Origin of the sequence: Massilia sp. Leaf139 (assembly GCF_001424165.1) — a bacterium.
Taxonomy (GTDB): domain Bacteria; phylum Pseudomonadota; class Gammaproteobacteria; order Burkholderiales; family Burkholderiaceae_D; genus Telluria.
Genome location: NZ_LMOJ01000012.1, coordinates 406,712 through 430,946 on the forward strand (window position 1 = coordinate 406,712; position 24,235 = coordinate 430,946).

The 24,235-nt window shown below is 66.0% G+C and carries 24 protein-coding genes; 12 read left to right on the forward strand and 12 right to left on the reverse strand.

Annotated elements, in window-relative coordinates:
- Positions 1-16 precede the first annotated feature (16 nt).
- Genes ASF77_RS10395 through ASF77_RS10410 form a run of 4 tightly spaced genes read left to right on the forward strand, consistent with a single transcriptional unit; the run spans position 17 to position 3,119 of the window.
- Positions 17-778, forward strand: a complete 762-nt coding sequence (locus ASF77_RS10395; protein WP_082493719.1) for an SDR family NAD(P)-dependent oxidoreductase — start codon at positions 17-19, stop codon at positions 776-778.
- 18 nt (positions 779-796) lie between these two features.
- Complete coding sequence (locus ASF77_RS10400; protein ID WP_056338704.1) at positions 797-1,411, forward strand: TMEM175 family protein; 615 nt, start codon at positions 797-799, stop codon at positions 1,409-1,411.
- Positions 1,408-2,208 carry a hypothetical protein gene (locus ASF77_RS10405; protein WP_056338708.1) on the forward strand — a complete coding sequence of 267 codons (801 nt, stop codon included), beginning with the start codon at positions 1,408-1,410 and terminating at the stop codon, positions 2,206-2,208. The genes ASF77_RS10400 and ASF77_RS10405 overlap by 4 nt, the downstream gene beginning before the upstream one ends.
- Positions 2,205-3,119: an alpha/beta fold hydrolase gene (locus tag ASF77_RS10410; protein WP_082493696.1), complete on the forward strand. Its 915-nt coding sequence runs from the start codon at positions 2,205-2,207 to the stop codon at positions 3,117-3,119. Before ASF77_RS10405 ends, ASF77_RS10410 begins: the two co-directional genes overlap by 4 nt.
- A gap of 54 nt (positions 3,120-3,173) precedes the next feature.
- Here the strand turns inward: ASF77_RS10410 and ASF77_RS10415 are convergent, their stop codons facing one another.
- Together ASF77_RS10415 and ASF77_RS10420 are read right to left on the reverse strand one after the other, a co-directional pair.
- Entirely contained in the window at positions 3,174-4,970 is a 1,797-nt protein-coding gene (locus ASF77_RS10415) for a thiamine pyrophosphate-requiring protein (RefSeq protein ID WP_056338714.1), read from the reverse strand.
- A gap of 10 nt (positions 4,971-4,980) precedes the next feature.
- Positions 4,981-6,210 (reverse strand): zinc-dependent alcohol dehydrogenase, encoded by a 1,230-nt coding sequence (locus tag ASF77_RS10420; RefSeq protein WP_056338718.1) that lies wholly within the window; start codon positions 6,208-6,210, stop codon positions 4,981-4,983.
- A 243-nt stretch (positions 6,211-6,453) separates the two neighbouring features.
- On the opposite strand from ASF77_RS10420, the gene ASF77_RS10425 reads away from it, so the two are divergent.
- Both ASF77_RS10425 and ASF77_RS10430 read left to right on the forward strand, forming a co-directional pair.
- On the forward strand, positions 6,454-7,608 hold the full coding sequence (locus tag ASF77_RS10425) for a hypothetical protein (RefSeq protein WP_156648835.1): 1,155 nt from the start codon (positions 6,454-6,456) through the stop codon (positions 7,606-7,608).
- Positions 7,609-7,687: 79 nt separating this feature from the next.
- Complete coding sequence (locus ASF77_RS10430; RefSeq protein ID WP_056338723.1) at positions 7,688-8,389, forward strand: 2OG-Fe(II) oxygenase; 702 nt, start codon at positions 7,688-7,690, stop codon at positions 8,387-8,389.
- A gap of 184 nt (positions 8,390-8,573) precedes the next feature.
- On the opposite strand, the gene dxs is transcribed toward ASF77_RS10430, so the two are convergent.
- From dxs to ASF77_RS10445, 3 genes are read right to left on the reverse strand one after another with little or no spacing between them, the layout of a single operon-like run.
- Positions 8,574-10,448, reverse strand: coding sequence for a 1-deoxy-D-xylulose-5-phosphate synthase (dxs, locus tag ASF77_RS10435; protein ID WP_056338724.1), 1,875 nt, complete (start codon positions 10,446-10,448; stop codon positions 8,574-8,576).
- Positions 10,449-11,354, reverse strand: coding sequence for a polyprenyl synthetase family protein (locus ASF77_RS10440; RefSeq protein ID WP_056338728.1), 906 nt, complete (start codon positions 11,352-11,354; stop codon positions 10,449-10,451).
- Positions 11,354-11,611, reverse strand: a complete 258-nt coding sequence (locus ASF77_RS10445) for an exodeoxyribonuclease VII small subunit (protein WP_373961830.1) — start codon at positions 11,609-11,611, stop codon at positions 11,354-11,356. Before ASF77_RS10445 ends, ASF77_RS10440 begins: the two co-directional genes overlap by 1 nt.
- Positions 11,612-11,973: 362 nt before the next feature.
- Here ASF77_RS10445 and ASF77_RS10450 point away from each other — a divergent pair, with 362 nt between their 5' ends.
- The 4 genes from ASF77_RS10450 to ASF77_RS10465 all read left to right on the forward strand — a co-directional run bounded on the left by ASF77_RS10450 (position 11,974) and on the right by ASF77_RS10465 (position 15,401).
- The gene (locus ASF77_RS10450; protein ID WP_056338730.1) at positions 11,974-13,074 is read left to right on the forward strand and encodes an aromatic ring-hydroxylating dioxygenase subunit alpha; all 1,101 of its coding nucleotides are present in this window, start codon (positions 11,974-11,976) and stop codon (positions 13,072-13,074) included.
- A gap of 127 nt (positions 13,075-13,201) precedes the next feature.
- Complete coding sequence (locus ASF77_RS10455) at positions 13,202-14,137, forward strand: DMT family transporter (protein ID WP_056338733.1); 936 nt, start codon at positions 13,202-13,204, stop codon at positions 14,135-14,137.
- 13 nt (positions 14,138-14,150) lie between these two features.
- Entirely contained in the window at positions 14,151-15,008 is an 858-nt protein-coding gene (locus ASF77_RS10460) for a sulfurtransferase (RefSeq protein WP_056338736.1), read from the forward strand.
- Between the two features lie 15 nt (positions 15,009-15,023).
- Positions 15,024-15,401: a Fur family transcriptional regulator gene (locus ASF77_RS10465; protein ID WP_056338739.1), complete on the forward strand. Its 378-nt coding sequence runs from the start codon at positions 15,024-15,026 to the stop codon at positions 15,399-15,401.
- Positions 15,402-15,531: 130 nt separating this feature from the next.
- Here the strand turns inward: ASF77_RS10465 and ASF77_RS10470 are convergent, their stop codons facing one another.
- From ASF77_RS10470 to ASF77_RS10490, 5 genes are all read right to left on the reverse strand, one after another.
- Entirely contained in the window at positions 15,532-15,918 is a 387-nt protein-coding gene (locus ASF77_RS10470) for a MerC domain-containing protein (RefSeq protein WP_056338742.1), read from the reverse strand.
- The gene (locus ASF77_RS10475) at positions 15,918-18,032 is read right to left on the reverse strand and encodes a TonB-dependent receptor domain-containing protein (protein ID WP_056338745.1); all 2,115 of its coding nucleotides are present in this window, start codon (positions 18,030-18,032) and stop codon (positions 15,918-15,920) included. Before ASF77_RS10475 ends, ASF77_RS10470 begins: the two co-directional genes overlap by 1 nt.
- Positions 18,033-18,151: 119 nt before the next feature.
- The gene (locus tag ASF77_RS10480; protein WP_056338748.1) at positions 18,152-18,694 is read right to left on the reverse strand and encodes a putative glycolipid-binding domain-containing protein; all 543 of its coding nucleotides are present in this window, start codon (positions 18,692-18,694) and stop codon (positions 18,152-18,154) included.
- 42 nt (positions 18,695-18,736) lie between these two features.
- On the reverse strand, positions 18,737-19,435 hold the full coding sequence (locus tag ASF77_RS10485) for a ZIP family metal transporter (RefSeq protein ID WP_229445391.1): 699 nt from the start codon (positions 19,433-19,435) through the stop codon (positions 18,737-18,739).
- A gap of 148 nt (positions 19,436-19,583) precedes the next feature.
- The gene (locus tag ASF77_RS10490; RefSeq protein WP_056339046.1) at positions 19,584-20,468 is read right to left on the reverse strand and encodes a dienelactone hydrolase family protein; all 885 of its coding nucleotides are present in this window, start codon (positions 20,466-20,468) and stop codon (positions 19,584-19,586) included.
- Positions 20,469-20,656: 188 nt separating this feature from the next.
- Here ASF77_RS10490 and ASF77_RS10495 point away from each other — a divergent pair, with 188 nt between their 5' ends.
- Positions 20,657-21,172: a hypothetical protein gene (locus ASF77_RS10495; RefSeq protein WP_056338751.1), complete on the forward strand. Its 516-nt coding sequence runs from the start codon at positions 20,657-20,659 to the stop codon at positions 21,170-21,172.
- A gap of 12 nt (positions 21,173-21,184) precedes the next feature.
- Here the strand turns inward: ASF77_RS10495 and ASF77_RS10500 are convergent, their stop codons facing one another.
- Together ASF77_RS10500 and ASF77_RS10505 are read right to left on the reverse strand one after the other, a co-directional pair.
- The gene (locus ASF77_RS10500) at positions 21,185-21,814 is read right to left on the reverse strand and encodes a GIN domain-containing protein (RefSeq protein WP_056338754.1); all 630 of its coding nucleotides are present in this window, start codon (positions 21,812-21,814) and stop codon (positions 21,185-21,187) included.
- A gap of 128 nt (positions 21,815-21,942) precedes the next feature.
- Positions 21,943-23,025: a tartrate dehydrogenase gene (locus ASF77_RS10505; protein ID WP_056338757.1), complete on the reverse strand. Its 1,083-nt coding sequence runs from the start codon at positions 23,023-23,025 to the stop codon at positions 21,943-21,945.
- Positions 23,026-23,113: 88 nt separating this feature from the next.
- Here ASF77_RS10505 and ASF77_RS10510 point away from each other — a divergent pair, with 88 nt between their 5' ends.
- Positions 23,114-24,040, forward strand: a complete 927-nt coding sequence (locus tag ASF77_RS10510; protein WP_056338760.1) for a LysR substrate-binding domain-containing protein — start codon at positions 23,114-23,116, stop codon at positions 24,038-24,040.
- Positions 24,041-24,235: the final 195 nt, after the last annotated feature.

Below are 24,235 nucleotides of genomic sequence, written 5' to 3' on the forward strand. Positions count from 1 at the left end.
TTTCGAAGGACAAAGCATGAACCGTTTCAATGAAAAAGTCGTACTGGTGACCGGCGCCGCGTCCGGCATCGGCCTGGCATGCGCCCGCCGCTTTCTCGATGAAGGCGCACGCGTCGTCATGCTCGATATCGACGAAACCAAGCTGAAGAAAGCGGCCGTCGAATTGCCGCAGGATCGGATCGCCGTCCTGGCCGGCGATACGGCCGACAAAGCGAGTGCGAAAACCGCCGTCAAGACGGCTGTCGATCGCTTCGGCGGCCTGCACATCCTGATCAACAACGCCGGCATGGCGACCGAGGGCGACATCACGCAGACGAGCGAGGAAGATTTCGAACGCGTCATGGCGGTGAATGTCGGCGGTTACTTCCACATGGCCAAGGCGGCGATGCCCGAACTCGTCAAAACCCGCGGCTCGATCGTGATGACCTCCTCCGTCTCGGGCCTGGGCGGCGACTGGAACCTGTTCGCCTATAACACCTCGAAAGGCGCCGTCAGCAACATGGTGCGCGCGATGGCGATGGATGCCGCAAAGGACGGGGTACGCGTGAATGCCGTCAATCCGAGCTTCACGGACACCGGCATGACGCAAGACATGATGAGCGATCCGGAACTGGTTGCGAAGTTCAAGGAGCGCATGCCGCTCGGCGCGCCCGAGGATGCGGAGGGCGTCGCCGCCGCGATGGCCTTCCTCGCGAGCGAGGACGCGCGCCTCATCACCGGCGTCAACCTGCCGGTCGATGCCGGGCTGCTGGCCTCGAACGGACAGCCGCCGCAATAAGCGACGCAAGGGGCGCGCATGGGCAAGAACAGGCTGGAAGCCTTCAGTGACGGCGTCATCGCCATCCTCATCACCATCATGGTGCTGGAGCTGAAGGTGCCGCACACCCCGGATTTTCACGCCCTGCTGCCCTTGTGGCCGGTCTTCATGAGCTATGTGCTCAGCTTTATCTACATCGGCATTTACTGGAACAATCACCATCACCTCCTGCACGCCGTCGAGGAGGTCGAGGGCGGCGTGCTGTGGGCAAACCTGCATCTGCTGTTCTGGCTGTCGCTCATTCCCTTCGTCACCGCCTGGATGGGGGAGAACCATTTTGAGACGGGGCCGACCATTGCCTATGGCATCGTGCTGTTCATGAGCGCGGCGGCGTATTCGCTGCTGGTGCGGCGCCTGATCGCCCATCACGACAAGAACACGACCCTGGCGGACGCCGTCGGCGAAGACCGCAAGGGCAAGATCTCCCTCGTGCTGTACCTGGCCGGCATCGCCCTGTCCTGGTTCGCCGCCTGGCTGGGTTTCCTGGTCTATGTTGGCGTGGCCGTGATGTGGCTGATTCCGGATCGGCGTATCGAAGAGAAAGTGATCGAAGAAGAGGAACGGGAAGAAGCGTCCGGCGAGGCACGCGGATGAGCGCCGCGCGCCATGCCATCGCGGTGGTGATCGTCACCGCCTGCCGCGCGTCGCTGACGCGGGCGCTGCGCTCGGTGTTTCGCCAGCGGGAAGTCGAGGGCAGCATCCAGGTGCTGCTCGGCGTCGATTGCGATCCGCAGGGGCGCCTGCAGGAACTGCTCGCCGCGGTGGCGCCGGAATGTCCGCCCAACGTGGCGCTCACGCTGATCGACCTCGGCTATTCGACTTCGCAGCGCCACGGCGGCCTGCATTCCTCGTTCTACGGCGGGTCGCTGCGCTCGGCGCTGACGATGCTGGCCGATGCGCGCGTGGTCGCCTATCTCGACGATGATGACTGGTTCAAGGAAGAGCACTGCGCACGCCTCCTGCGCGCCATCGAAGGCCGCAAATGGGCCTACACCTATTCGATCTACGCCGACGGTAATACCGGGCGCGAGTGGTGCGTGGACGAGATCGAAAGCGTGGGCGTCGGCCGCGGCGTGTTTGCGCAGCGCCTCGGCGGCTTCGTGCGGCCGAGCGCGCTCGCCATCGACAAGCTGCAATTGCTGCACGTGGTGCACCTGTGGTCGTGCGCCGCATACGCCGCCGGCGACGGCGACGACCGCAGGGTGTTCGAGCAGCTGCGCCACGAGCCGCACGGCTGCACGGGCGTGGCGACGGTCTGTTACGCGATCGACCCGAACGATGCGATGCACCCGCATCGCGTCGCCTTCATGCGCTCGTGCGGCATCGCGTACGACGGCGCGGCGAAGATCGACTCGGATCGCCCGGCGCCGCCCGGACAGGAACGGGAATGACGACAGCCAGGCACGGCCGCTGGCTGGTTTATGCTTTGCTTGGCACGGCCGCCGCGCTGGCGCTGGACGCCGCCCATGTACGGCAGCGCAGGCAGCGCCAATTACGGCGTGGCGGGATCCGTGAACTGCATAGCCAGTGGTGGAGGATCGATGGGCAGCACATGCATGTCCGCGCCGCGACCGCCCCCGCACGCTCGACGCTGCCGCTGGTGCTGATCCATGGCCTGGGCGTCTCCGGTTCCTATTTCGTGCCGGCGGCGGAGCGGCTGGCCACGCAGTTCGACGTCCACGTTCCCGACCTTCCCGGGCATGGGCGCAGCCAGAGCCCCGATGTCCAGCCCGATATCCCCGGACTCGTGCAGGCCCTGGTCGACTGGATGGATGCCGCCGGCCTCGCCAGGGTTGCGCTGGTGGGCCACTCGATGGGCTGCCAGGTCGCCGTCGAGACCGCACTGCGCTACCCAGAGCGTATCGACCGCCTGGTGCTGATCGCCCCGGTGCCGGATCCGGCGGCGCGCAACGCCTTGCAGCAGGTGGGCCGCCTGGCCATCGGCGGCGTCTTCGAACGGCCCTCGCTCATTCCGCATGTGCTCAAGGATTATTTGCGCATGGGCCGGCGCTTCCTGCCGGAGTTTCGCCACATGCTGGCCTACCCCATGGAAGCGAAGCTGCCGCAAGTTCAGGCGCCGGCCCTGCTGGTGCGGGGCGAACACGACCTCATCGCGCCCCAGGTCTGGCTCGATCAGGCGGCCACGCTGCTGGGTGCGCCGCCCCCGGTCGTGATCGGCTACTGGGGCCATGCCGTGCAGTACAGCGGCGCGGATCAGGTGACGGCGGCGTTGCGATCCTTCCTTGCCGCCGGAGAGGCTGGCGCCGTGCCTGCCATGGAAGCGCGAGAGGAACGGGGATAGGCCTGGCTTGCGGACAAGGCTCGGCAGCGGCCAAGGCGCACGCCAATTTGCGCATTAATCTCCGCCCTGCAGCTCCAGCGCCCGCCGCACCGCATCGGCGTCGGCGTCTCCCGCCTCGATCGCCTTGAAGTACTGTTCGGCCTGCGAGCGCGTGATGTGGGGCGGCAGCGGCGGCATGTCGGGGTCGCTCATCACGTCGATCACGAACGGGCGGTCGGCGCGCAAGGCCGCGTCCAGCGCCGTGGCGATCTGCTCCGGCCGTTCGACCCGCATGCCATCCAGGCCCAGCAATTTGGCGTAATCGGCATAGGCGACGTCCGGCAGCGGCTGCGATTCTTCCACCTTCGGCTCGCCGGCCATGCCGCGCTGTTCCCAGGTCACGAAACTGAGGTCGCGATTGTTCAGTACCACGATCACGATGCGCGGATCGGCCCAGGCCTTGTAGTCGCGCGCCATCGTGATGAGGCCGTTCATGCCGTTCATCTGCATCGCGCCGTTGCCGGCCAGGGCAACCACCAGACGGCCGGGATGGGCCAGCTTGGCTGCATAGGCATAGGGCACGGCCGAGCCCATGGTGGCCAGCCCGCCGGACAGGGAACCGAGCATGCCGGGTTTCGCCTTGATGTCGAGCGCGTACCAGGAAGCCACCGAGCCCGAATCGACGGCGAGCACCGCATCGTCCGGCAGGCGTTCCGACAGCTCCCAGAACACGCGCTGCGGATTGACCGGGGGCGCCTCCGGGTTCATGGCCTTGCGCTCGAGCAGCGCCCAGCTCTCCTTCACGGCCGCTTCGATGCGCGTGCGCCAGCTGCGCTCGTCCTTGCGCCGCAGCAGTGGGATGAGGGCCTGCAGCGTCGCCTTGCTGTCGCCCACGAGGCTGCATTCCATCGGGTAGCGCAGACTGACCATCTTGCCGTCGATGTCGATCTGCACGCCACGCGCCTGCCCTTCCGGCGGCAGGAATTCCGAGTACGGAAAACTGGAACCGACCATCAGGAGGGTGTCGCATTCGTTCATCATCCGGAAGCTGGCCTGCGTGCCGATCACGCCGATCGAACCGGTGACGAACGGCAGGTCGTCCGGCAGCACCATCTTGCCCAGCAGCGCCTTGGCCACGCCGGCGCCGAGCAGGTCGGCCACCTGGATCAACTCCGCGGCGGCGCCGTGGGCGCCCGCGCCCGCCAGGATCGCGACCTTGGCGCCGGCATTCAGGATATCGGCCGCGGCCTGCAGCGCCTCCGGCTGCGGCGCCATGCTGCGCCCGACCATGCCGATGCCCGACAGGACGCTGCCGTGCTCGCGCGGCGGCCTGGGCACCGCGTCTTCGGTCTGCAGATCGCTCGGCACGATCACGCAGGTGGGACGGCGCTCGCTTCTGGCGATGTGGAAGGCGCGGTCGACCAGGTGGCGTATCTGTTCCGGGCTGGACGCCATCTGCACGAAGGCGCCGGCCACGTCCTTGAACAGGCTTACCAGGTCGACTTCCTGCTGGTAGTCGCCGCCCAGCGAGGCGCGCTTTTGCTGGCCGACGATGGCGACCACCGGCTGGTGATCCAGCCTGGCATCGTACAGGCCGTTGAGCAGGTGGATCGCGCCGGGGCCCGAGGTTGCCAGGCAGACGCCGACCTCGTCGGTGAACTTGGCATGGGCGCAAGCCATGAAGGCGGCCATCTCTTCATGGCGCGCCTGCACGAAGGCGATGCGATCGGGCTTGTCCGCTTGCTTGTGCAGCGCCGCCAGGATGCCGTTGATGCCGTCGCCCGGATAGCCGAAGATGCGCCGTACGCCCCAGGCGCCAAGGCGCTCGACCAGGAATTCGCCGACCGTCTGCTTGCTCGCTTCTTGCGCCATGCCGCCCTCCTCAGCCGACGCGGCCTTCGCGCGATTCGATCAGTTCGACCTTCAGCCAGCCCGGACGGCGCAGGTCGAATTCCTTGTAGGCGTCGATCACCGAATCCATCTCTTCGCGCCTGGTGACGATGGCGGTTGGATCGATGGCGCCGATGCGCACCAGCTCGACCAGATCGGGTATGTATTTGCGATGGTTGCAGTTGCCCATGCGGATGGTGAGGTTCTTGTTCATCGCGGCGCCGATCGGGAAGCTGTCGTCGGCGGGCGGATAGACGCCGATGATCGACAAGGTGCCGGCCTTGGCCAGCGCCTGCACCGCCCATTGCAGGGCCTGGGACGGCGCGTCGCCGGGCACCCAGTTGTCGCCGTCGGGGTGCTGTACCGGCGCGACCTTCTCGACCTCCTGCTGGAACTGCTCCTTTTTCCCGGCCGCCTCTTTCGCCGCAGGGCCGTGGTGCGGGCATTGCGCATCGACGCCGACCGCATCGATCGCGCAGTCCACGCCGACGCCGCCGGTCAGCTCCATGATGATCTTGACCGGGTCTTCCTCGTCGAAGTTGATGACCTCGGCGCCCTGGCGGCGCGCCATGTCCAGGCGGTCGGGAAGATGGTCGACGGCGAGCACCCGCCCGGCGCCCATCAGCTTGGCCGAAGCGATGGCGAACTGGCCGACCGGGCCGCAGCCGAACACGGCCACCGTATGGCCGTGCTTGATGTTGGCCATGTCGGCGCCAAAATAACCGGTCGGGAAGATGTCCGACAGCAGGATCGCCTGGTCGTCCGTGACCTCGTCCGGCAGCTTGACCAGGTTGACGTTGGCGAAGGGAACCCGCGCCTTTTCCGCCTGCAAGCCGTTGAAGCCGCCGGCCGCCTCCGGGCCGCCGAAGAAGGCGGTGCCGGCGGTCGGGCCGCCCGGATTGGCGTTGTCGCACTGGGCATAGTAGCCGGCGCGGCAGTAGGAGCAATAGCCGCAGGCGATGGTCGACGGGATCACCACGCGGTCGCCGACCGACAGGTTGCGTACGCCGCCGCCGAGCTGCTCGACGATGCCGACGGCCTCGTGGCCGAGGATGGTGCCCTGCTTCATGCCGCTGAAGGTGCCGCGCACGAAGTGCAGGTCGGTGCCGCAGATGGCGCTGGTGGTGATGCGGACGATGGCGTCCATGGGCTGTTCGATCTTCGGTTCGGGGACGTCATCGAGGCGGATATCGCCGATGTCGTGGAATACGACGGCTTTCATCGGTGTCCTTTCGCTGGTTGAACGAGGCCACGCCAGCGCTGCGGCAGGCATGGAAAGCCAGCTTAGCATTGTGATTTGTGGTCGAGCCGCACGTTACCTCTGGTAATCGAGACCAGTGCCGGCGCCGGTCACCGTGTAGTACGCCCCTGACGCGCAGCTCACATTTCCTTACAAAGCGCGCTAGCCCGGATTGTAAAAAGCGTTAAGCTCTACCTTCGCCGAACCTGGAAGTCGTAGCACATCATGAAAACGCAATTGCTCGAAGACATAGGCCAAAGCGCGGAATCATTGCCTACGCCTTCTCAGCCCGTCGCACCTGCGACAGCACGCAAGGAGGTACACCAGCCTGCGCCCGAAGGCAACACGACGCCGGCGCGACAGCGCACCGCGGCGGGCGTCTGGCGGAAAAAGAGTGCGGCAGCGCCTGTGATTCCAACGTCGCCACAGCCAGAGCCGCAGCCGACACCGGTCGAGTTGCAAAGCGTCCTAGAGGAACTTGCAGCCCTGGAAGCGCAGTATGTACCGCCAGGCGCGCAGCAGGCGCCTGCCGTTGTTCCGGCCGAGCTTGAACACGTGCTCGCCACGCCCTCGGAAGCGCCCCTCCCTGCGCCTGACCTTCCTCCGGCCGAGCCCACGCCGCCACCCATGTTCGCGCAGGATGCGACGGTGCCGCGCGACCCCTTGTTCGACTTCACGGAGCCCTTGCCGCCGTCGCAGGCGCCTGAGCGGGCGGCCAATCCGTTCACGCGCGCCCCGGCTGCACCTGCGCGGTCGCGGCGCTATGCCATCTGGGGCGCGTCCGCGCTTGCCGTCGCGCTGCTCGCCCTGGGCGGCCATTGGCTATATCAGGAACGCAACGATAGCGGCTCGCTCGCGCTCATCGCCAACGAGGCGCAGCAGACGGTGAAGGCGCCGGCGATTGCTGCAAGGACGTCGACGCCGAGAGCGGAAGCCGAGGCGGCTGTAACGCCACCTGAACCGGCGAGCCGTCCTGCCTCTAGCGTGCCGCCTCTGGTGATGCTGAAACCCGATCCGCCTGCCGCCGCGAAGCCCGAGCCGCCCTCCCCTCCCGCAGTGGATTCGGCGGAACCCGAGCCGCCGGCGAAGGCGGAACCGGTTGTGCAGCAGAAGCCGGCCCCTCCCTTACCAAAGCGAACGGAACGCATAGTGCGCAAGCCGTCCGACGTGGAACGCAAGCGCGTGACCAAACCGGTGGAGCGCCCGCCCGTGCGCCAGGCCGCACGCGCAGCGGCCGTCGCGACAGGGAAGCCAGCCGGCCTCGACACCTCGATGGAAGCCACCTTGAAGGCCTGCCGCGAACACGGCTATCACGCCGCGCAATGCGTCAAGCGGGATTGCCGCGTGACCGAATATGGGTTTGTTTGCCGGGGACGGTAAAGCGGCTGGAAAGCGTCCCGGCTGAGCTACACTGGCGTCCGCAGCTCAAGTAGCCTAACCTCAGCCAACAGGATCGACCTTGAACGACTTCATCGGCATCTACGACAACGCCCTCACGCCCCAGCAATGCGACGCCATCCTCGCGCGTTTCGACAGCAGCGACAAGGTCGTGCGCGGGCGTACCGGGAACGGGGTCGACACCAGCAAGAAGGACAGCTGGGATCTGACCATCGGGCCGCACAAGGAGTGGCATGACGTCGGCAACCTGATGATGGCGGCGGTGGCGCAGCATCTCGCCGCCTACATCGACCAGTACCGGGCGCTCGTGTTGGGCGCGCTGGCGCCGATGGTGGCGCACCCGGCCACTGGTGCGCCGGTGGCGCTGTCGCTGGAGAATTTCGACGAGTGCGGCCGCCCGCACCTGCCTGCCCTGCTGCAGTCGATGTACCGCTGCGGAGCGATCAACCTGCAGAAGTATCTGCAGGGAACCGGCGGCTACCACCACTGGCATTCGGAGATCTATCCGCAGAATGCGAGCTGCGAGACGCTGCACCGGGTGCTGCTGTTCCAGTTTTACCTGAACGATGTGGCGCAAGGCGGCGAGACCGAATTCCTGTACCAGGCGCGCAAGGTGGAGGCGCGCAAGGGGCGCCTGATCATCGCGCCGGCGGGGTTCACGCATACGCACAAGGGGCATGTGCCGGTCAGCGGCGATAAATATATTGCGACCTCGTGGATTCTGTTCAGGCGGGCGGAGGAGTTGTTTGGGAAGGCGGGGTGATCGTTCCGCCCCAAGCGCAAACATGATGCCGCAGTTCGCATGGGCACGGGGCGCCCATCCTACAAGATCGGAGTCTCGGACGTTGGCGCGGGTGTAGGGTGGGCGCCCCGTGCCCACGCATTTAACGGCCACCGTTCACGAAATAAAAAGCGGCGCATCGAGCACCGCTTTTTCATTCAACACTTCAGGTGTTGTTCACCACCAGCCTTGGCTCCCCCGCCGCGCCGAAGCGGGCGCGGATCGAGGCGGCGATGCCTTTCGCATCGAGGCCGACGGAGGCCAGCAGTGCCGCCGGGTCGCCCTGGTCGATGAACTTGTCAGGCAGGCCCAGGATCAGGAGAGGCTTGACGATGCCGGCGGCCGCCATCGCTTCGGCCACCGCGCTGCCGGCGCCGCCCATGGTGGCGCCCTCTTCCACCGTCACCAGGCAGGCGTGGTCGGCAGCCAGCTGTTTCAGCAGTTCGACGTCCAGCGGCTTCACGAAGCGCATGTTGGCGACCGTCGCGTTCAGCTCGTTCGCCGCACCCAGGCTCGGGGCGACCATCGAACCGAAGGCGAGGATGGCGATGTCCTTGCCCTGGCGCTTGATCTCGCCCTTGCCGATCTCGATCGAGGTCAGCGCTTCGACGATCGGCGTGCCGACGCCGGCGCCGCGCGGATAGCGCACCGCAGCCGGGCCGGGGTAGTGGTAAGCCGTCGTCAGCATCTGGCGGCACTCGTTCTCGTTCGACGGCGCCATGACGACCATGTTCGGGATGCAGCGCAAATACGGCAGGTCGTAGTTGCCGGCGTGGGTGGCGCCGTCGGCGCCGACCAGGCCGGCGCGGTCGAGCGCGAAGGTCACGTCCAGGTTCTGCAGCGCCACGTCGTGGATCAGCTGGTCGTAGCCGCGCTGGAGAAAAGTAGAATAGATCGCGACCACGGGTTTCAGCCCTTCGGTCGCGAGGCCGGCGCCGAAGGTCACCGAGTGCTGCTCGGCGATGCCGACGTCGAAATAGCGCTCCGGGTACTGCTGGTGGAAGCGCACCATGCCCGAGCCCTCGCGCATCGCCGGCGTGATGCCGACCAGGCGCGAGTCGGCCGCTGCCATGTCGCACAGCCAGTTGCCGAAGACTTCGGTGTAGGTGATTTTGGAAGGCGCCGTGGCCGGGATGATGCCTTCGGTCGGATTGAACTTGCCGGTGCCGTGGTACAGGATCGGTTCGGCTTCGGCCAGCTTGTAGCCCTGCCCTTTTTTCGTCACCACGTGCAGGAACTGCGGGCCCTTGAGCTTCTTGATGTTTTCCAGGGTCGGAATCAGCGAGTCGAGGTCGTGGCCGTCGATCGGGCCGATGTAGTTGAAACCGAATTCCTCGAACATCGTGGCCGGCACCACCATGCCCTTGGCGTGTTCCTCGATCTTGCGCGCCAGGTCGAGCACGGGGCCAGGCAGCACGCTCTTGCCCACGTTCTTGGCGGCGGCGTAGAACTGGCCGGACATCAGACGCGCCAGGTAGCGGTTCAGCGCGCCGACCGGCGGCGAGATCGACATGTCGTTGTCGTTCAGGACGACCAGCAGGTTGCAGTCTTCCTCGACGCCGGCATTGTTCAAGGCCTCGAAGGCCATGCCGGCCGTCATCGAGCCGTCGCCGATCACGGCGATCGCGTGGCGCTGCTCGCCTTTCAGCTTGGCGGCGGCGGCCATGCCCAGCGCGGCCGAGATCGAGGTCGACGAGTGGGCGGTGCCGAAGGTGTCGTATTCGCTTTCGTCGCGCTTCGGGAAGCCCGACAGGCCGTTCAGCTGGCGCAGCGTCGGCATGCGCTCGCGGCGGCCGGTCAGGATCTTGTGCGAATAGGTCTGGTGGCCCACGTCCCAGACGATGCGGTCGTGCGGCGTCTCGAACACGTAATGCAGGGCGATGGTGAGTTCGACCGTGCCCAGGTTCGAGGACAGGTGGCCGCCCGTTTTCGACACCGAGTCGAGCAGGAACTGGCGCAGTTCGTTGGCCAGGGGCGTCAGCTGCGTGCGCGGGAGCTGGCGCAGGTCGGACGGGTCGTTGATGGTTTCTAGCAGTTTCATTTAGGCCTTCCGCTGCACGATCAGATCCGCGAGTTCGCGCAGCCGCAGTGCTTGTTCTCCAAATGGCGCCAGCGCATCATGCGCGTCGCGCCGCAATTGCTGCGCCAGTTCCTTCGATTGTTCCAGGCCGAGGATGGACACATAGGTCGGTTTGTTGTCGGCCGCATCCTTGCCGGCGGTTTTACCAAGCGTGGCCGAATCGGCGGTCGCATCCAGGATGTCGTCGACCACCTGGAAGGCCAGGCCCACCGCCTTCGAATAGGCCTTCAGGGCTTCGAGTTCGGTGGCGCTCAAATCCTTGCCGCACAGGGCGCCAAGCAGGACGGAGGCGCGCAGCAGCGCCCCGGTTTTCAGCTGGTGCATGCGCTCGAGCTGTTCCAGGCTCAGGGCGATGCCGACGCTGTCGAGGTCGATCGCCTGGCCGCCGCACATGCCGCCCGAACCCGCGGCCTCGGCCAGCAGGCGCAGCATGGCGACCTGGCGGTTTGCCGGCAGCGTGTCGTTCGAAGCGAGCACCTCGAAGGCCTGCGCCTGCAGCGCGTCGCCCACCAGCAGCGCGGTCGCTTCGTCGTAGGCGACATGCACCGTCGGTTTGCCGCGGCGCAGTTCGTCGTTGTCCATGCAGGGCATGTCGTCGTGCACCAGCGAATACGCATGGATCATCTCCAGCGCGCAGGCGGCGCGCGCCAGCGCCTGGCTGTCGGCGCCGAACAGCGCGCCGCTGGCGTACACCAGCAGCGGACGCACGCGCTTGCCGCCGCCGAGGACGGTGTAGCGCATCGCTTCATGCAGCTTGGTCGGCACCAGATGGGCGGCCGGCAGGAAGTCGGACAGGGCGTCCTCGACTTCGGCCTGGACGCCCGCCATCCAGGCCGCGAATGGCAAGGCTTCGGTCGTATCGGCCATCAGCCGCCCTCGCCTGCGCCGTCGGCGCTGAATGGTTTGAGCATGTCGCCCTCAAGCACCTTGACCTGGGCTTCGACTTTCTCGAGCTGGGCCGCGCAATACTTCACCAGCTCCGAGCCGCGCGCATAAGCGGCGACCGAGGCTTCCAGCGGCAACTGGCCGCCTTCCATCTGGGCGACGAGCTGGGCCAGTTCGGCCATCGCCTGTTCGAACGAGGCCGGGGCCGTGGTCGTTCCCGCGTTAGTAATCTCTGCCATAGTGTCTTATTCTGTTGGGCCGGCGATCCCGTCATGCGCCTTGGGTGCGCCGCGCGGGAATCTAATCGCGTATTTTAAAACAAACCACACCCTTGGGGTGGCCTGCGCGATTGCCGAGCGCCTTTCTAGGGAAACTCATCTAGAGCCTTGTCGCCCCAAGCAAGCGTCTTTTATGAAAACAATGCCCTTCTGGCACTTTCTGTGTCATTCAGCCCCACAATCTCGCGACGGCCCCGGACGGCAGAGCTCGTAACGCGCTATAATTTCAGGTTCTGTCCGAAATACCGTATTTCCTGCTAAAAAATACTGGTCTTTGGATTCTTTCTCTTCTTTGGGTCGATGCTTCTATAAGGGGGGTTGGGATGTCCGATCTGGCTACCCACGCCAAGCTGGCGCGCTCCTGCGCTCAGCTTCCGGTAAATGTTTATTTTGACAATGCGCTGCTGCAGCGCGAAATCGAACAGCTGTTCAAGAAAGGCCCGCGCTACGTCGGCCATGAACTGATGGTGCCGGAAACCGGCGATTTCGCCACCCTTCCTTCCGAAAACGAAGGCCGTATGCTCGTGCGTAATGCCAACGGCATCGAGGTGCTGTCCAACGTCTGCCGTCATCGCCAGGCGTTGATGTTCAACGGCCGCGGCAACGCCAACACCATCGTCTGCCCGCTGCACCGCTGGACCTACGACCTCAAGGGGGAGCTGATCGGCGCCCCGCATTTTGCGGAAACGCCCTGCCTGAACCTGGCCAAGTCGACGCTGCAAAGCTGGAACGGCCTGCTGTTCGAGCAGAACGGCTACGACGTGATGGACAAGCTCAAGTCGATGTCGGTCTCGAAGGATCTCGATTTTTCCGGCTACCTGTTCGACCACGTCGAGATCCACGACGTCGACTACAACTGGAAGACCTTCATCGAAGTCTACCTGGAGGACTACCACGTCGAGCCCTTCCACCCGGGCCTGGGCAACTTCGTCTCCTGCGAAGACCTGAAGTGGGAGTTCGGCCGCGATTTCAGTGTGCAGACCGTGGGCGTCAACCGCGGCCTGCAGAAGGCCGGTTCGCCGACCTATAAGAAGTGGCAGGAACAGGTACTCAAGTTCAACGGCGGCCAGGAGCCGAAACAGGGCGCGATCTGGCTGACCCTGTACCCGAACATCATGGTCGAGTGGTATCCGAACGTGCTGGTGGTGTCGACCCTGTGGCCCCTGGGCCCGCAAAAGACGCGCAACGTGGTCGAGTTCTACTACCCGGAAGAGATCGCCCTGTTCGAGCGCGAACTGGTCGAAGCCGAACGCGCGGCCTACATGGAAACCTGCGTCGAGGACGACGAGATCGCCCAGCGCATGGACGCCGGCCGCAAGATCCTGGTCGAGCGCGGCGTCAACGAAGTTGGCCCTTACCAGTCGCCGATGGAAGACGGGATGCAGCATTTCCATGAGTGGTATCGCAGCAAGATCGAGCTCTAGGCGCTAAGCCGATGCGTGGCCCCGACCGGGGCCACGCTGCTTTTCGGCTCCCACTTTCGGCCCCTCTTCTGCGCACCGCCGCAAGCTGCTGTATCGTCTACCTAGTTTTCGTCTTGCCAGGAATGTAATGCCTTCACTTTGGATGCTGTTCGCCAGCTTCGCGTTTGCCGCCATGGGCGCCGGCGTGAAGCTCGCCTCCGAGTTCTACACCACCTCCGAACTGCTGTTCTACCGCGGCCTGATCGGCTCCGTGATCCTGTTCGCCATCGTGCGCCACCAGGGCGGCAGCTTCGATACGCCCTTCCCGAAAGCCCACCTGTGGCGCAGCGTGGTCGGCGTGACCTCGCTCTGGCTGTGGTTCTTCGCGATCGGCAAACTGCCGCTGGCCACGGCCATGACGCTGAACTACATGGCGCCGATCTGGATCGCGGCCGGCCTGTTCCTGGCCGGCTGGTGGTCGCGCACGGAATCGGGCGAAAGCGCGGCGGAGTGGCCGCTGGTACTGGCCGTCGGCGCCAGCTTTTTCGGCGTGATCCTGGTGCTGCAGCCGGCGGTCGAAAGCAATCAGTGGCTGGGCGGCCTGGCGGGCGTGTGCTCGTCGGTGATCTCGGCGATGGCCTATATGCAGGTGCGCAAACTGGGGCAGATGGGCGAACCCGAGTACCGGGTCGTGTTCTATTTTTCGCTGACGACGGCGATCGCCGGCCTGATCGGCGTGCTGGCCGGCGACGGCAAGCCGGGCGGCATGCCTTTCCACGGCCACACCACGGGCGGCGCCGTGCTGCTGCTCGGGATCGGCGCGGCCGCGCTGATGGCGCAGATGGCCATGACGCGCGCCTACCGCGTCGGCAAGGTGCTGGTGGTGGCGAACCTGCAGTACACCGGCATCGTGTTTTCCAGTCTGTGGGGCCTGGCCCTGTGGGGCGACCGCTTCGACTGGCACGTGTGGCTCGGCATCGGCGTGATCCTGGCCTCCGGCATCGCGGCGACGTTCTACAATACGAAGAGCACGCCGAAAGGCGCCGCCATCAAGAAGACCGATCCGATCGCCAGCGAATTGTGAGGAGCCCGACGCCATGTACACGACCCTGATTTCCGCCGCCGACCTGGCCCGGCACATCGACGATCCGCAACTGGTCGTCGTCGACTGCCGCCACGACCTCGTCAACCTCGCCTCTGGACGCGAAGCCTATGCGGCCGGCCACCTGCTGCATGCCGTCTTCGCCGACATGGAGACCGAGCTGTCGGGCGCCAAGCATGGCGCGGACGGCGCCTTCCGCGGCCGCCATCCGCTGCCGGAAAAGGAGGCGCTCGCCGCCACCTTGCGCCGCTGGGGCGTGAACGACGCCACGCAAGTCGTCGCCTACGACGCCCACGGCGGCATGTACGCGGCGCGCCTGTGGTGGCTGCTGCGCTGGATCGGGCACGAGGCCGCCGCCGTCCTGGATGGCGGGCTGCCGGCCTGGCAGGCGCTTGACCTGCCCCTGTCGTCGGATCCGCCGGAGCCGCGCAGCGCCGGCAACATCGCCGTGCGCGCGCCCTTCGTGCCGACCGTGACGGTGGCCGAGGTGCTGGAGAATATCGAGAGCGCAGGCCGCACCGTGGTCGACGCGCGCGCGGCCGACCGCTTCCGCGGCGAGAACGAGACCATCGATCCGGTGGGCGGGCATATCCCCGGCGCGAAGAACCGCTTCTTCAAGGACAACCTCCACAATGACGGCCGCTTCAAGGCGCCGGAGCGGCTGCGCGAGGAATTCGGCGCCCTGATCGGCGACCCGTCGCAGGCGATCATGCAGTGCGGCTCGGGCGTGACGGCCTGCCACAACCTGCTGGCGCTCGAAGTGGCGGGGATGCCGGGCGCGGCCCTGTATCCGGGCTCGTGGAGCGAGTGGAGCAGCGATCCGGCGCGGCCGGTGGCCACAGGCGCCGCCTGAACGAGAGACAGATTCATGGAACGCAATACCAAGCAACGCACCGCCATCCAGCACTGCCTCGCCGATGCGGGGCGCCCGCTCTCCCCGCAAGAGATTCTCGAACACGCGCAAGGCGCCGTGCCCGGCATCGGCATGGCGACCATCTACCGCAACATCAAGGCCATGCTCGAAGCGGGCGACATCACGACGGTGTCGCTGCCGGGCGGCGGCGACCGCTACGAACTGGCCGGCCACGGCCATCACCACCACTTCCACTGCCGCTCCTGCGACCGCGTCTATGAAGTGCACGCCTGTCCGGGCGACATGCAGAAGCTGGCGCCGGATGGCTTCGTGCTTGAGTCGCATGAGCTGACCTTGTACGGTTTGTGCAGCGCCTGCCGCACCAAAGCATAAATTGTAGGGTGGGCGGGGGATAACATTCCGGGGGACTGTTATCCCGCCCACGCGGTGCTAGTTGTGATGTGAATAGCCGCACGGGCTGCAGCACCGTGATTTGAACGCGTGGGCGGAAGATCCGCCCACCCTACGACGCCGGACAGCGCCGGCAAAACACGTGGTTGCGCCGGTGCGCCATCAGCAGCAACACGCTGCTGGCCACGGCGAGCGCCGTCTCGGCCGCCTGTCCCCATGTCGGGCCGGCCACCAGCACCGCCAGCAGGAACAGCGCCAGTCCGGCGCTGCCCAGCATCAGCGGCCCTTTGTCCCGATGCGCCAGGTAGCCGGGAATCAGCGCCAGCAGCACCGGCACGGTGACGCCGGCGAGCAGCAGGTCGTGCAGGGCATGGTGCTCGCCCCCGAGCCCGAGCAATGGGAAGGCGGCCAGCACCAGCGGCATCGCCAGGCAGTGCACCAGGCACAGGCTGGAAGCCGCCATGCCGGCATAGTCGGCGAACCGGATCAACTGTCTCATCAGAACAGGAAGCGCACGCCGGCCGTCAGGTTACGCCCGGTCAGCGGCGCCGCGCGCTTGATGAACGAGGTGTGGCTGAAGGCCAGTTCGTCGGTCAGGTTGTTGATGCGCGCGTAGAGCTGGGCCGGCACGCCGCCGATGCGCGTCGTGTAATGGGTGCCGAGGTTGAGCATGTTGTAGCCCGCCGTCGGCGTCTCGAAGGCGGCGACGTCATCCTGGGTGCCGACCCGGTAGAACTCGACCATGCCGTGCCAGGCCTGCCAGTGCGCATTCACGCGCGCGCCGATGCGGTGCGGGGCGATGCGCGGGATGTTGCGGCTGCCGGCGGTGCTGTCATTGTCGACGCGGTTGTCAAACCTCGCGCGCACGTAGTCGCCGAACAGCGTCGCGTCCAGGCTGGACGAGAACTTGTGGCGCAGCTCCCCTTCCAGGCCGGTGAAAGTGGCGTCGCGCTGGGCGTACTCGACCAGCTGGAAGCCTTCGTGGTTGTCGAGCGTGTTGGCGTAGATGTAGTCGCCCATCCGGTTGTGGAAGGCGCTCAGCGAGAAGGTCGTGGCGCCGGCGAACTTGCGCAGCGTGAGGTCGAGATTGTTCGAGGTTTCCTTGTCCAGGTTCGGGTTGCCGAGCTCCCAGGTGCTGGTGGCCAGGTGGGCGCCATCCGCGTACAGCTCCTCGGCGGTTGCCAGGCGGTGGCTGCGCGCCACCGAGGCGCGCAGCGAATACTCGGGGCGGAACTTCCAGACCGCGCCCAGCGCCAGCGAGGTGCCGCGTGCTTTCGTGTCCGGCAGCGCGGCGTCGACGGCGATCTTCTGCCACTCGTGGCGCGCGCCGGCCTCGAAGCGCCAGTCGCCCAGCTTGTATTCCTCGGTGAGGAAGACGGCGTGCTTGTGCGTGACCGTCGGCGGCACATAGGCTTCCTCGCCCTGCGTATCGAAATCGCGGCGCGAGGTCTGGGCGCCGAAGACGCCGCGCCAGCCGCCCAGCGGCGCGTGTTCGAATTCGACGCGCGCGTCGCGGCCCTTGTTGAAGAAGCTGGTGGCGATGACGCCCTCTTCCAGCTCGTCGTGGCGGTAGTCGGTAAAGGAGGCACGTAGGCGCGCGGCGGTGATGCCGGCCACCGGGTTGCGCAGCTCGCCGCGCAGATCCCAGCGCTCGCTGTCGAGCTTCACGACCGGGACTTCTTCCGCGCCGTGCTCGTGTTCATGCTCGTGCTCTTCGCCCTCATGGTCGTGCCCCTCGTGGCCGCCGCAATGCAGGTGGTCGCCATGCGGATGGCAGCTGCCGAATTCATGGTTGTGGCCGGGGATGCCGTATTCGGTGCGCTCCTTGGTAAAGGCCGCGCCCAGGTAGCCGCGCTCGCCCACCCAGGACACGCCGACGCTGCCCGAGTCCGACTTCTTGAAACTGCCGCCGACGCGGCGTCCCTCTTCCCAGCCCTCGCCGACGCGATACGGGTCGGCGTCGCGCTTGACGCCTTCCGCATGAATGGCGAGATTGCGGCCGAGCGCGCCCGTGACTTCCGCGGCGCCCGTCTTCTCGCGCGCGGCCGAATTGGCGCGCAGCTCCATGCTGCCTTCGAAGCCGCCCTCGGGCAGTTGGGTCGGGATCTTGCGGTCGATGACGTTGACGACACCGCCCACCGCGCCGCCGCCGTAGGCCAGTGCCGACGGGCCGCGCAGCACCTCGATGCGCTCGGCCAGCACGGGCTCGAAGGCGATCGCGTGGTCGGGGCTGATGGTCGAGGCGTCCTGGATCTCGGCGCCGTCGGACAGGATTTTCACGCGCGGGCCGTCCATGCCGCGGATGACGGGACGGCTGGCGCCGGCGCCGAAGTGGCTGGAGGTGATGCCGGGCTGGTTGTTCAGGGTCTCGCCCAGGGTCGACTCGCGGGCGCGCACCAGCTCTCCACCGGAGAGCGAAGTCACAGGCGTGATCATGTCGTCGCCCAGCAGGCCGAGGGCGCTGGCCGAGATCACGACCGTCGGGATGCTGTCGGGGTCGGTGTGCGGGCGGCCGCTTTCGGCGTTGGCCGATTGGGCATGGGCGAGCGGTGCGCCGAAAGCGCACAGCAGCGCCAGTGCGAGGGGAGTCGGGGTGCAGGTCGGGAGAGGCATGTGGCGTCCTTGTCGGTAAATGGCGGCGCGGAGGCGGGCCGCGGCCCATCTCTCGCTTTTTGGTAATGATAAGCCATTATCATTAAATGCTCAAGAACGGTTTTGTGCGAGCGCGGCACTTACTCGGTGCGCAGGAACAGGCCGGGATAACGCAGGATGAAACCGCCGGCGTCGACCGTCAGCTCGGCCTGGAAGCCGGTGCCGACGCTCTCGAACAGCACCCGCTCGGCATCGAGACGGGTATATGCCTGGGACGCCTTGACAACGCTGAGCGCGGGAACGGCGACCCAGGCGACATCGATCGCCTGGCGCCGATCCAGGACATGCGCCAGGCGGCGCAGCGGGAGGGTATTCGTAAAACAGCTGGCCGTCAGGTCGATGTCGATGCAGCCGGCTAGCGCGGCGAGCGGCGCGCCGGCTTCGTCGTACCAGTTGCCGGCGCCGTCGGCGACAAGGGTCAGATGGGCGCCGCCGGCGACATCGACCACGACGCGGCGCACATGCCAGGCGCTGTCGCATTCGATGGTGTAGCTGGCGCCGAAGCGGGCGCCCTCGTCGTCGCCGATCACGAGGCCATGGGCTGTGACCGCGCCCTCGTGATGGTGGACGACCAGGTGTTCGAGTCCGGCCCCAAGCTCGGGAATCCAGCGGCGGATGGTCATGGCAGGCTCCGTTCGTCGACACGACCGGCGCTGCCGTAGGAATCAACGCCCGGTCAGGAACAGGACGATGATAACGCCAAGGCCAATGAGAAGCACCTGCGGCACCGATTCCTTCACCGTCGCCCTCCTCTGCATCTGCGGCATCAGGTCGCTCACCGCAATATAGATGAAGCCCGACGAGGCGAACACCAGCACGTAGGGAATCAGGCCGCTGGCGCGATCCAGCGTGTAGTAGCCGAGCAGGCCGCCGGCCACCGACAGCAGGCTGCACAGCAGATTGAACACGTAGGCGCGCATGCGCGAGAAGCCGGCATTGAGCAGGACGATGAAGTCGCCGATCTCGGTCGGGATCTCGTGGGCGACGATGGCCAGCGCGGTGACGATGCCCAGCTCCGGATTGGCGAGGAAGGCGGCCGCGATCAGGATGCCATCGACGAAGTTGTGCATGCCGTCGCCGATCAGGATCATCCAGCCCGACTTACCCGCCTCGCGCGCGTCGTGGCCGTGGCCGTGGTGGTGGCCGTCGCCCTCGTGGTGGTGCGAGTGGCGCAGCAGCGCCAGCTTCTCGAGCAGGAAGAAGACGAGCAGGCCCGCCAGCAGCGTGCCGAACAATTTATGGGTGCTCGCGCCCGATTCGAAAGCCTCGGGCAGCGCGTGCAGCAGCGAGGTCGAGAGCATGATGCCGACCGACAGGCTCACCAGCCGCTCCACCATTTTGGAGAGCAGCGTGAACGAAAAGATTGCGGCGGCCGAAATGCTGACGACGCCGGCGATCAGGGTCGCCAGCAGGATGGAGGAAAGAATCGGGTCGATGTGAAGCCTCTTGTTCTGGACTTGCTGGGCGTGGCAAGCCGGGCATTGTACAGTGCCCGGCCTGCTTATGCCCGACTCAGACCACGCCGTGCGTGCGGAACCAGTCCAGCGCGCGCCGCCAGCCATCCTTCGCGTCGGCTTCGTTGAAACTCGGGCGGTAGTCGGCGTGGAAGGCGTGGCCCGAATTCGCATAGACATGGAAGGTCGAGCCGCTGTTGCCCTTGTCGAGCGCGGCGCGCATGCGCTCCACCGATTCGAGCGGAATGCCGGTGTCCTTGGCGCCGTACAGGCCGAGCACCGGGGTTTTCAGGTTCTGCGCGATGTCGATCGGGTGCTTCGGCGAATTGGCGGTCGGCTCGCCCACCAGGCGCCCGTACCAGGCCACGCCGGCCTTGACCTTCGGGTTGTGCGCCGCGTACAGCCAGGTGATGCGCCCGCCCCAGCAGAAGCCGGTGATGCCGAGTTTATCGGTGTCGCCGCCGCGCTGCCTGGCCCAGTTGACGACGGTGTCGAGGTCAAGCATGACCTGCGCATCCGGGGTCTTGCCGACGATGTCGCGCATCAGGTCGGCGATGTTCGGCACCTTACTGGCGTCGCCCGCACGCACGAACAGATCCGGCGCGACCGCCATATAGCCCTGCTTGGCGAAGCGGCGCGCCACGTCCTTGATGTGTTCGTGCACGCCGAAGATCTCGGAGATCACGAGAATCACCGGCGGATTGGTCTTGCCTTCGGGCTGGGCACGGTAGACCGGCACTTCCTGGCCGTTGATGACGATGAGGTGGTCGCCGGCGGACAAGCCCGTGACGTCGGTCTTGACCAGGGTCTGCGCCTCGACCGGCAGCACCGCGGCCGCAAAGCCCGTCCCCAGGGCAGCCTTCAGGAATACGCGGCGGTCGACGCCGTCCTCCAGCGTGCTGGCGCCAACCAGGCTGTCGCCGTCTTGTACGAGATCCTTCATGTGCATCCCTTTCGTCGGTGGTGGTCAATCTGTCTATATTACCGTGACATGGGGGCTTATGCATGGGCAGGCGGACGCCTACAGCGCGGCGGGAGGATTTCAGTTGCCAAGACCCGGCGATGGCCTGAAAATCGGGCGGCAGCATATCTTTTATATATCTACAGCAGCAGGAATCCGAATGGCCCGCCATGTTTGAACGCTTCAAGCACTTATTCAGCTCCGCCGACGGCGGCGGCGCCGATCCGCTCGACGACGATGCGCTCGATTACGAGGAAGTCATTCTTCTCGATGCCGAAGACCTGGCCGAGGGCGGCATCCTGGAGGCCTACGAACAACTGCATCCCCAGTTGCGGCAGTACGACGCCGTACCCATCGATATCGCCGAGGAGATCGATTCCGACGAACCGAGCTACACGGTGTTCGCCGACGGCAAACGCTATGACATCTGGGACAAGGAGGACGAAGACGCCGCGTGGGCATTGGCCACGGTGGCCTTTTTCGAGATCGTCAATGCCGGGCTGGCCGGCTCGGATCACCGTTTTTATGCGCTCTACGGCGGCAACGACCTGTCCGGCATCTTCCTGACCGACGAGCAGTTCCGGTCAGCACGCGAGGGTATCGCAAAGCGCGCGCACTGGCCCTGGATACCCACCGACCAGCCCCCGCACTACGGCTTCCCGGTCGACGAGGAAACGCCGGACTGAACGGCAGGCGTTTCAGTCGCCCGCGCTGACCGATCCCAGGCCCGCCACCGACCTGTTCACCGTGCGCGGCCGGCCGTAGTAGCTCAGGCTGCCCATGCCCTGCACCTTGACGTCGAGCTTGTCCTTGGCATACACCTTGACGTCGCCGATGCCCTGGAAGCGGATGTCGACGTCGTTGGCGATCAGGGCCTTGGTGTCGACCTCGCCCACGCCTTCGGCCGTCATTTTGAACGTCTTGACTTGGCCGTTGACCGACATGCTGCCGGCGCCGCGGTAGCTGACGTCGAGGCGCTCGCCGCGCACGTTGTTCAGCTTGATTTCGCCCGCACCCTCGGCATCGAAGGCGCGCAACTGCGCCATCCGGATCACGATGCGCTGGTCCTCGTGGGTGGTGGTGAGGTTTTTTTCCTCCATGCGCAGGCGCAGTTCGCCGTTGACGACTTCGCTGCTCAGGCCCTTGATGAACTTGTCGCTGCCGCGTACCAGCACCGACTGCGGCGCGCTGCCGGCGTCCACCGTCACGCTGATCGGGCCCTGCACCCGGATCGAGGTAAAGGGCGCGGCGGCGCGCACCTGGTCGGCGGCCTGGGCGGCGCCGGCGGCGATGACGGAGAGAGCGAGGACGAGGGCGAGACGGCGCATGATGTATTCCTTGGTTCGTTAAGAAGTAGGATCATCGTAGGGCGAAGCGCCCGCGCCGGCGCTCATTTTGCGACGGACTGCACGATTCGCCGGATGCGCTGCGCTCCGGCGATGCTCTAGACCTTTGTTCAGCCGCGCAGGTAGCCTGCGATCGCCTCGCCCACTTGCGTCGTGCTGGCCTGGCCGCCCATGTCGGGCGTGCGCGGCCCCTGCGTGAGGCAGGTTTCCATCGCCTGCACGATGGCGTCGTGGGCCGCCGTGTACGTGGCGTCGCCCTGCCCCAGGAACTCGAACATCATCGCGCCCGACCAGATCATGGCGATCGGATTGGCGATGTTGCGGCCGTAGATATCGGGCGCGGAGCCGTGCACGGGTTCGAACAGCGAGGGGAACGTGCGCTCCGGGTTCAGGTTGGCCGACGGTGCGATGCCGATGGTGCCGGCGCAGGCCGGACCGAGGTCGGACAGGATGTCGCCGAACAGGTTCGAGGCGACCACGACGTCGAAGCGCTCGGGCGAGAGCACGAAGCGCGCGGCCAGGATGTCGACGTGGTACTTGTCCCATTTGACGTCGCCGTATTGCTCCCCCATGGCGGCGACGCGTTCGTCCCAGTAAGGCATCGAGATGGCGATGCCGTTCGACTTGGTGGCGGCGGTCAGGTGCTTCTTCGGGCGGCGCTGGGCGAACTCGAACGCATATTTCAGGATGCGGTCGGTGCCGTGGCGGGTGAAGATGGCTTCCTGCAGCACCAGCTCGCGCTCGGTACCTTCGAACATGCGCCCGCCGACCGAGGAGTATTCGCCTTCGGTGTTCTCGCGCACCACATAGAAATCGATGTCGCCCGGCTTCTTGTTCGCCAGCGGGCACGGCACGCCGGGCATCAGGCGCACCGGACGCAGGTTCACGTACTGGTCGAACTCGCGGCGGAATTTCAGAAGCGAGCCCCAGAGCGAGATGTGGTCGGGCACCGTGTCGGGCCAGCCGACGGCGCCGAAATAGATGGCCTCGAAGCCCGAGAGCTGCGCCTTCCAGTCGTCCGACATCATCTGGCCGTGCTTGGCGTAGTAATCGCAGTCGGCCCAGGCGAAGGTGGTGAATTCGAGCGCGATGCCGAAGCGCTCTGCCGCTGCCCGCACGACGCGCAGCCCTTCGGGCATGACTTCCTTGCCGATGCCGTCGCCTGCGATGACGGCGATTTTATGCGTTTTCATGGCCAGTCCTTTCACAATGATGGCATCAGGATAACCGAATACGCACCGTTTATAATCGGGCAAAGTGTGGTGTCAAGGAACACGATTCATGAACAATCCGATCGAGAACGAAGACCTGCGCGTGTTCGTCACCGTGGTACGCAAGACGAGCTTCGCCGCTGCCGCCGAGGCGCTCGGCATGTCGCCTGCCTATGTCAGCAAGCGCATCGGCGTGCTGGAGGGCGCGCTCGGCGTGCGCCTGTTCGGGCGCACCACGCGCCGCATCGTCATCACCGACGAAGGCGAGCAGGTGTATGCGCGCGCCCAGGCCATTCTCGACAATCTGGACGAACTGGTCGACGAGGTCTCCGAGCGGCGCCGCGGGCCGAGCGGCCGGGTGCGCATCTGCAGCAGCTTCGGCTTCGGACGCAAGCTGGTGGCGCCGGCGGTGGCCAAGCTGGTCGCCGCCTATCCCGGCCTGCAGATCCGCTTCGAGGTCTTCGACCGCCTCGTCGACCCGGTGGCCGAAGGTTTCGATCTCGACGTGCGCGTGGGCGACGAGATCGCGCCGCACCTGATCGCGCGGCGCCTGATGGACAACCGCCGCATCCTGTGCGCGGCGCCCGCCTACCTGGCGCGCCACGGCACGCCGAAGACGCTGCAGGAACTGGCCGGCCACCAGTGCCTGCCGATCAAGGAGCGCGACCATCCCTTCGGCGTCTGGCGCCTGCGCGGCAAAACCGGGGAAGAGACGGTCAAGGTGTCGGGCGCGCTCTCGACCAACCACGGCGAGATCGCCCTGCGCTGGGCGCTCGACGGCGCCGGCATCGTGCTGCGCTCGCGCTGGGATGCCCAGCCCTATCTCGACAGCGGCGCGCTGGCGACGGTGCTGCCCGAGTACACGCAGGAGGCGAACGTGTGGGCGGTGTACCCGCAGCGCCTGGCGGGGTCGGCCAGGCTGCGGGTGTGTGTGGAGTTCCTGGAGCGGGAACTGGGCACGGTTGACGTATTACGAGTACAAGGACGTTTGAGTTAGGGTGGACGGGTTTTCTGCCCATGTGTGACGTAAGGTTCCGGTCTGCGTCCGTTGCGGCGGTCGCATCACGTAGGGTGGGCACTCCGTGCCCACGCGTTACGCACCTTACCACTCTGCATTGGCGGTGAAAGATCGCCTCGCGGCTTTCTTAAGCTCTCGCTATCTACGTCGTTATTTTTTCACATCTGCGTTACG

What these genes read in the sequence shown, in the direction of transcription:
- ASF77_RS10490 (WP_056339046.1), bottom strand. Translation starts at nt 20,468, where the DNA reads ATGAAGGATCTCGTACAAGACGGCGACAGCCTGGTTGGCGCCAGCACG.
- dxs (WP_056338724.1), bottom strand. Translation starts at nt 10,448, where the DNA reads ATGAAACTGCTAGAAACCATCAACGACCCGTCCGACCTGCGCCAGCTC.
- ASF77_RS10455 (WP_056338733.1), top strand. Translation starts at nt 13,202, where the DNA reads ATGCCTTCACTTTGGATGCTGTTCGCCAGCTTCGCGTTTGCCGCCATG.
- ASF77_RS10480 (WP_056338748.1), bottom strand. Translation starts at nt 18,694, where the DNA reads ATGACCATCCGCCGCTGGATTCCCGAGCTTGGGGCCGGACTCGAACAC.
- ASF77_RS10395 (WP_082493719.1), top strand. Translation starts at nt 17, where the DNA reads ATGAACCGTTTCAATGAAAAAGTCGTACTGGTGACCGGCGCCGCGTCC.
- ASF77_RS10505 (WP_056338757.1), bottom strand. Translation starts at nt 23,025, where the DNA reads ATGAAAACGCATAAAATCGCCGTCATCGCAGGCGACGGCATCGGCAAG.
- ASF77_RS10420 (WP_056338718.1), bottom strand. Translation starts at nt 6,210, where the DNA reads ATGAAAGCCGTCGTATTCCACGACATCGGCGATATCCGCCTCGATGAC.
- ASF77_RS10425 (WP_156648835.1), top strand. Translation starts at nt 6,454, where the DNA reads ATGAAAACGCAATTGCTCGAAGACATAGGCCAAAGCGCGGAATCATTG.
- ASF77_RS10460 (WP_056338736.1), top strand. Translation starts at nt 14,151, where the DNA reads ATGTACACGACCCTGATTTCCGCCGCCGACCTGGCCCGGCACATCGAC.
- ASF77_RS10410 (WP_082493696.1), top strand. Translation starts at nt 2,205, where the DNA reads ATGACGACAGCCAGGCACGGCCGCTGGCTGGTTTATGCTTTGCTTGGC.
- ASF77_RS10465 (WP_056338739.1), top strand. Translation starts at nt 15,024, where the DNA reads ATGGAACGCAATACCAAGCAACGCACCGCCATCCAGCACTGCCTCGCC.
- ASF77_RS10450 (WP_056338730.1), top strand. Translation starts at nt 11,974, where the DNA reads ATGTCCGATCTGGCTACCCACGCCAAGCTGGCGCGCTCCTGCGCTCAG.
- ASF77_RS10405 (WP_056338708.1), top strand. Translation starts at nt 1,408, where the DNA reads ATGAGCGCCGCGCGCCATGCCATCGCGGTGGTGATCGTCACCGCCTGC.
- ASF77_RS10470 (WP_056338742.1), bottom strand. Translation starts at nt 15,918, where the DNA reads ATGAGACAGTTGATCCGGTTCGCCGACTATGCCGGCATGGCGGCTTCC.
- ASF77_RS10500 (WP_056338754.1), bottom strand. Translation starts at nt 21,814, where the DNA reads ATGCGCCGTCTCGCCCTCGTCCTCGCTCTCTCCGTCATCGCCGCCGGC.
- ASF77_RS10445 (WP_373961830.1), bottom strand. Translation starts at nt 11,611, where the DNA reads ATGGCAGAGATTACTAACGCGGGAACGACCACGGCCCCGGCCTCGTTC.
- ASF77_RS10440 (WP_056338728.1), bottom strand. Translation starts at nt 11,354, where the DNA reads ATGGCCGATACGACCGAAGCCTTGCCATTCGCGGCCTGGATGGCGGGC.
- ASF77_RS10475 (WP_056338745.1), bottom strand. Translation starts at nt 18,032, where the DNA reads ATGCCTCTCCCGACCTGCACCCCGACTCCCCTCGCACTGGCGCTGCTG.
- ASF77_RS10400 (WP_056338704.1), top strand. Translation starts at nt 797, where the DNA reads ATGGGCAAGAACAGGCTGGAAGCCTTCAGTGACGGCGTCATCGCCATC.
- ASF77_RS10415 (WP_056338714.1), bottom strand. Translation starts at nt 4,970, where the DNA reads ATGGCGCAAGAAGCGAGCAAGCAGACGGTCGGCGAATTCCTGGTCGAG.
- ASF77_RS10495 (WP_056338751.1), top strand. Translation starts at nt 20,657, where the DNA reads ATGTTTGAACGCTTCAAGCACTTATTCAGCTCCGCCGACGGCGGCGGC.
- ASF77_RS10510 (WP_056338760.1), top strand. Translation starts at nt 23,114, where the DNA reads ATGAACAATCCGATCGAGAACGAAGACCTGCGCGTGTTCGTCACCGTG.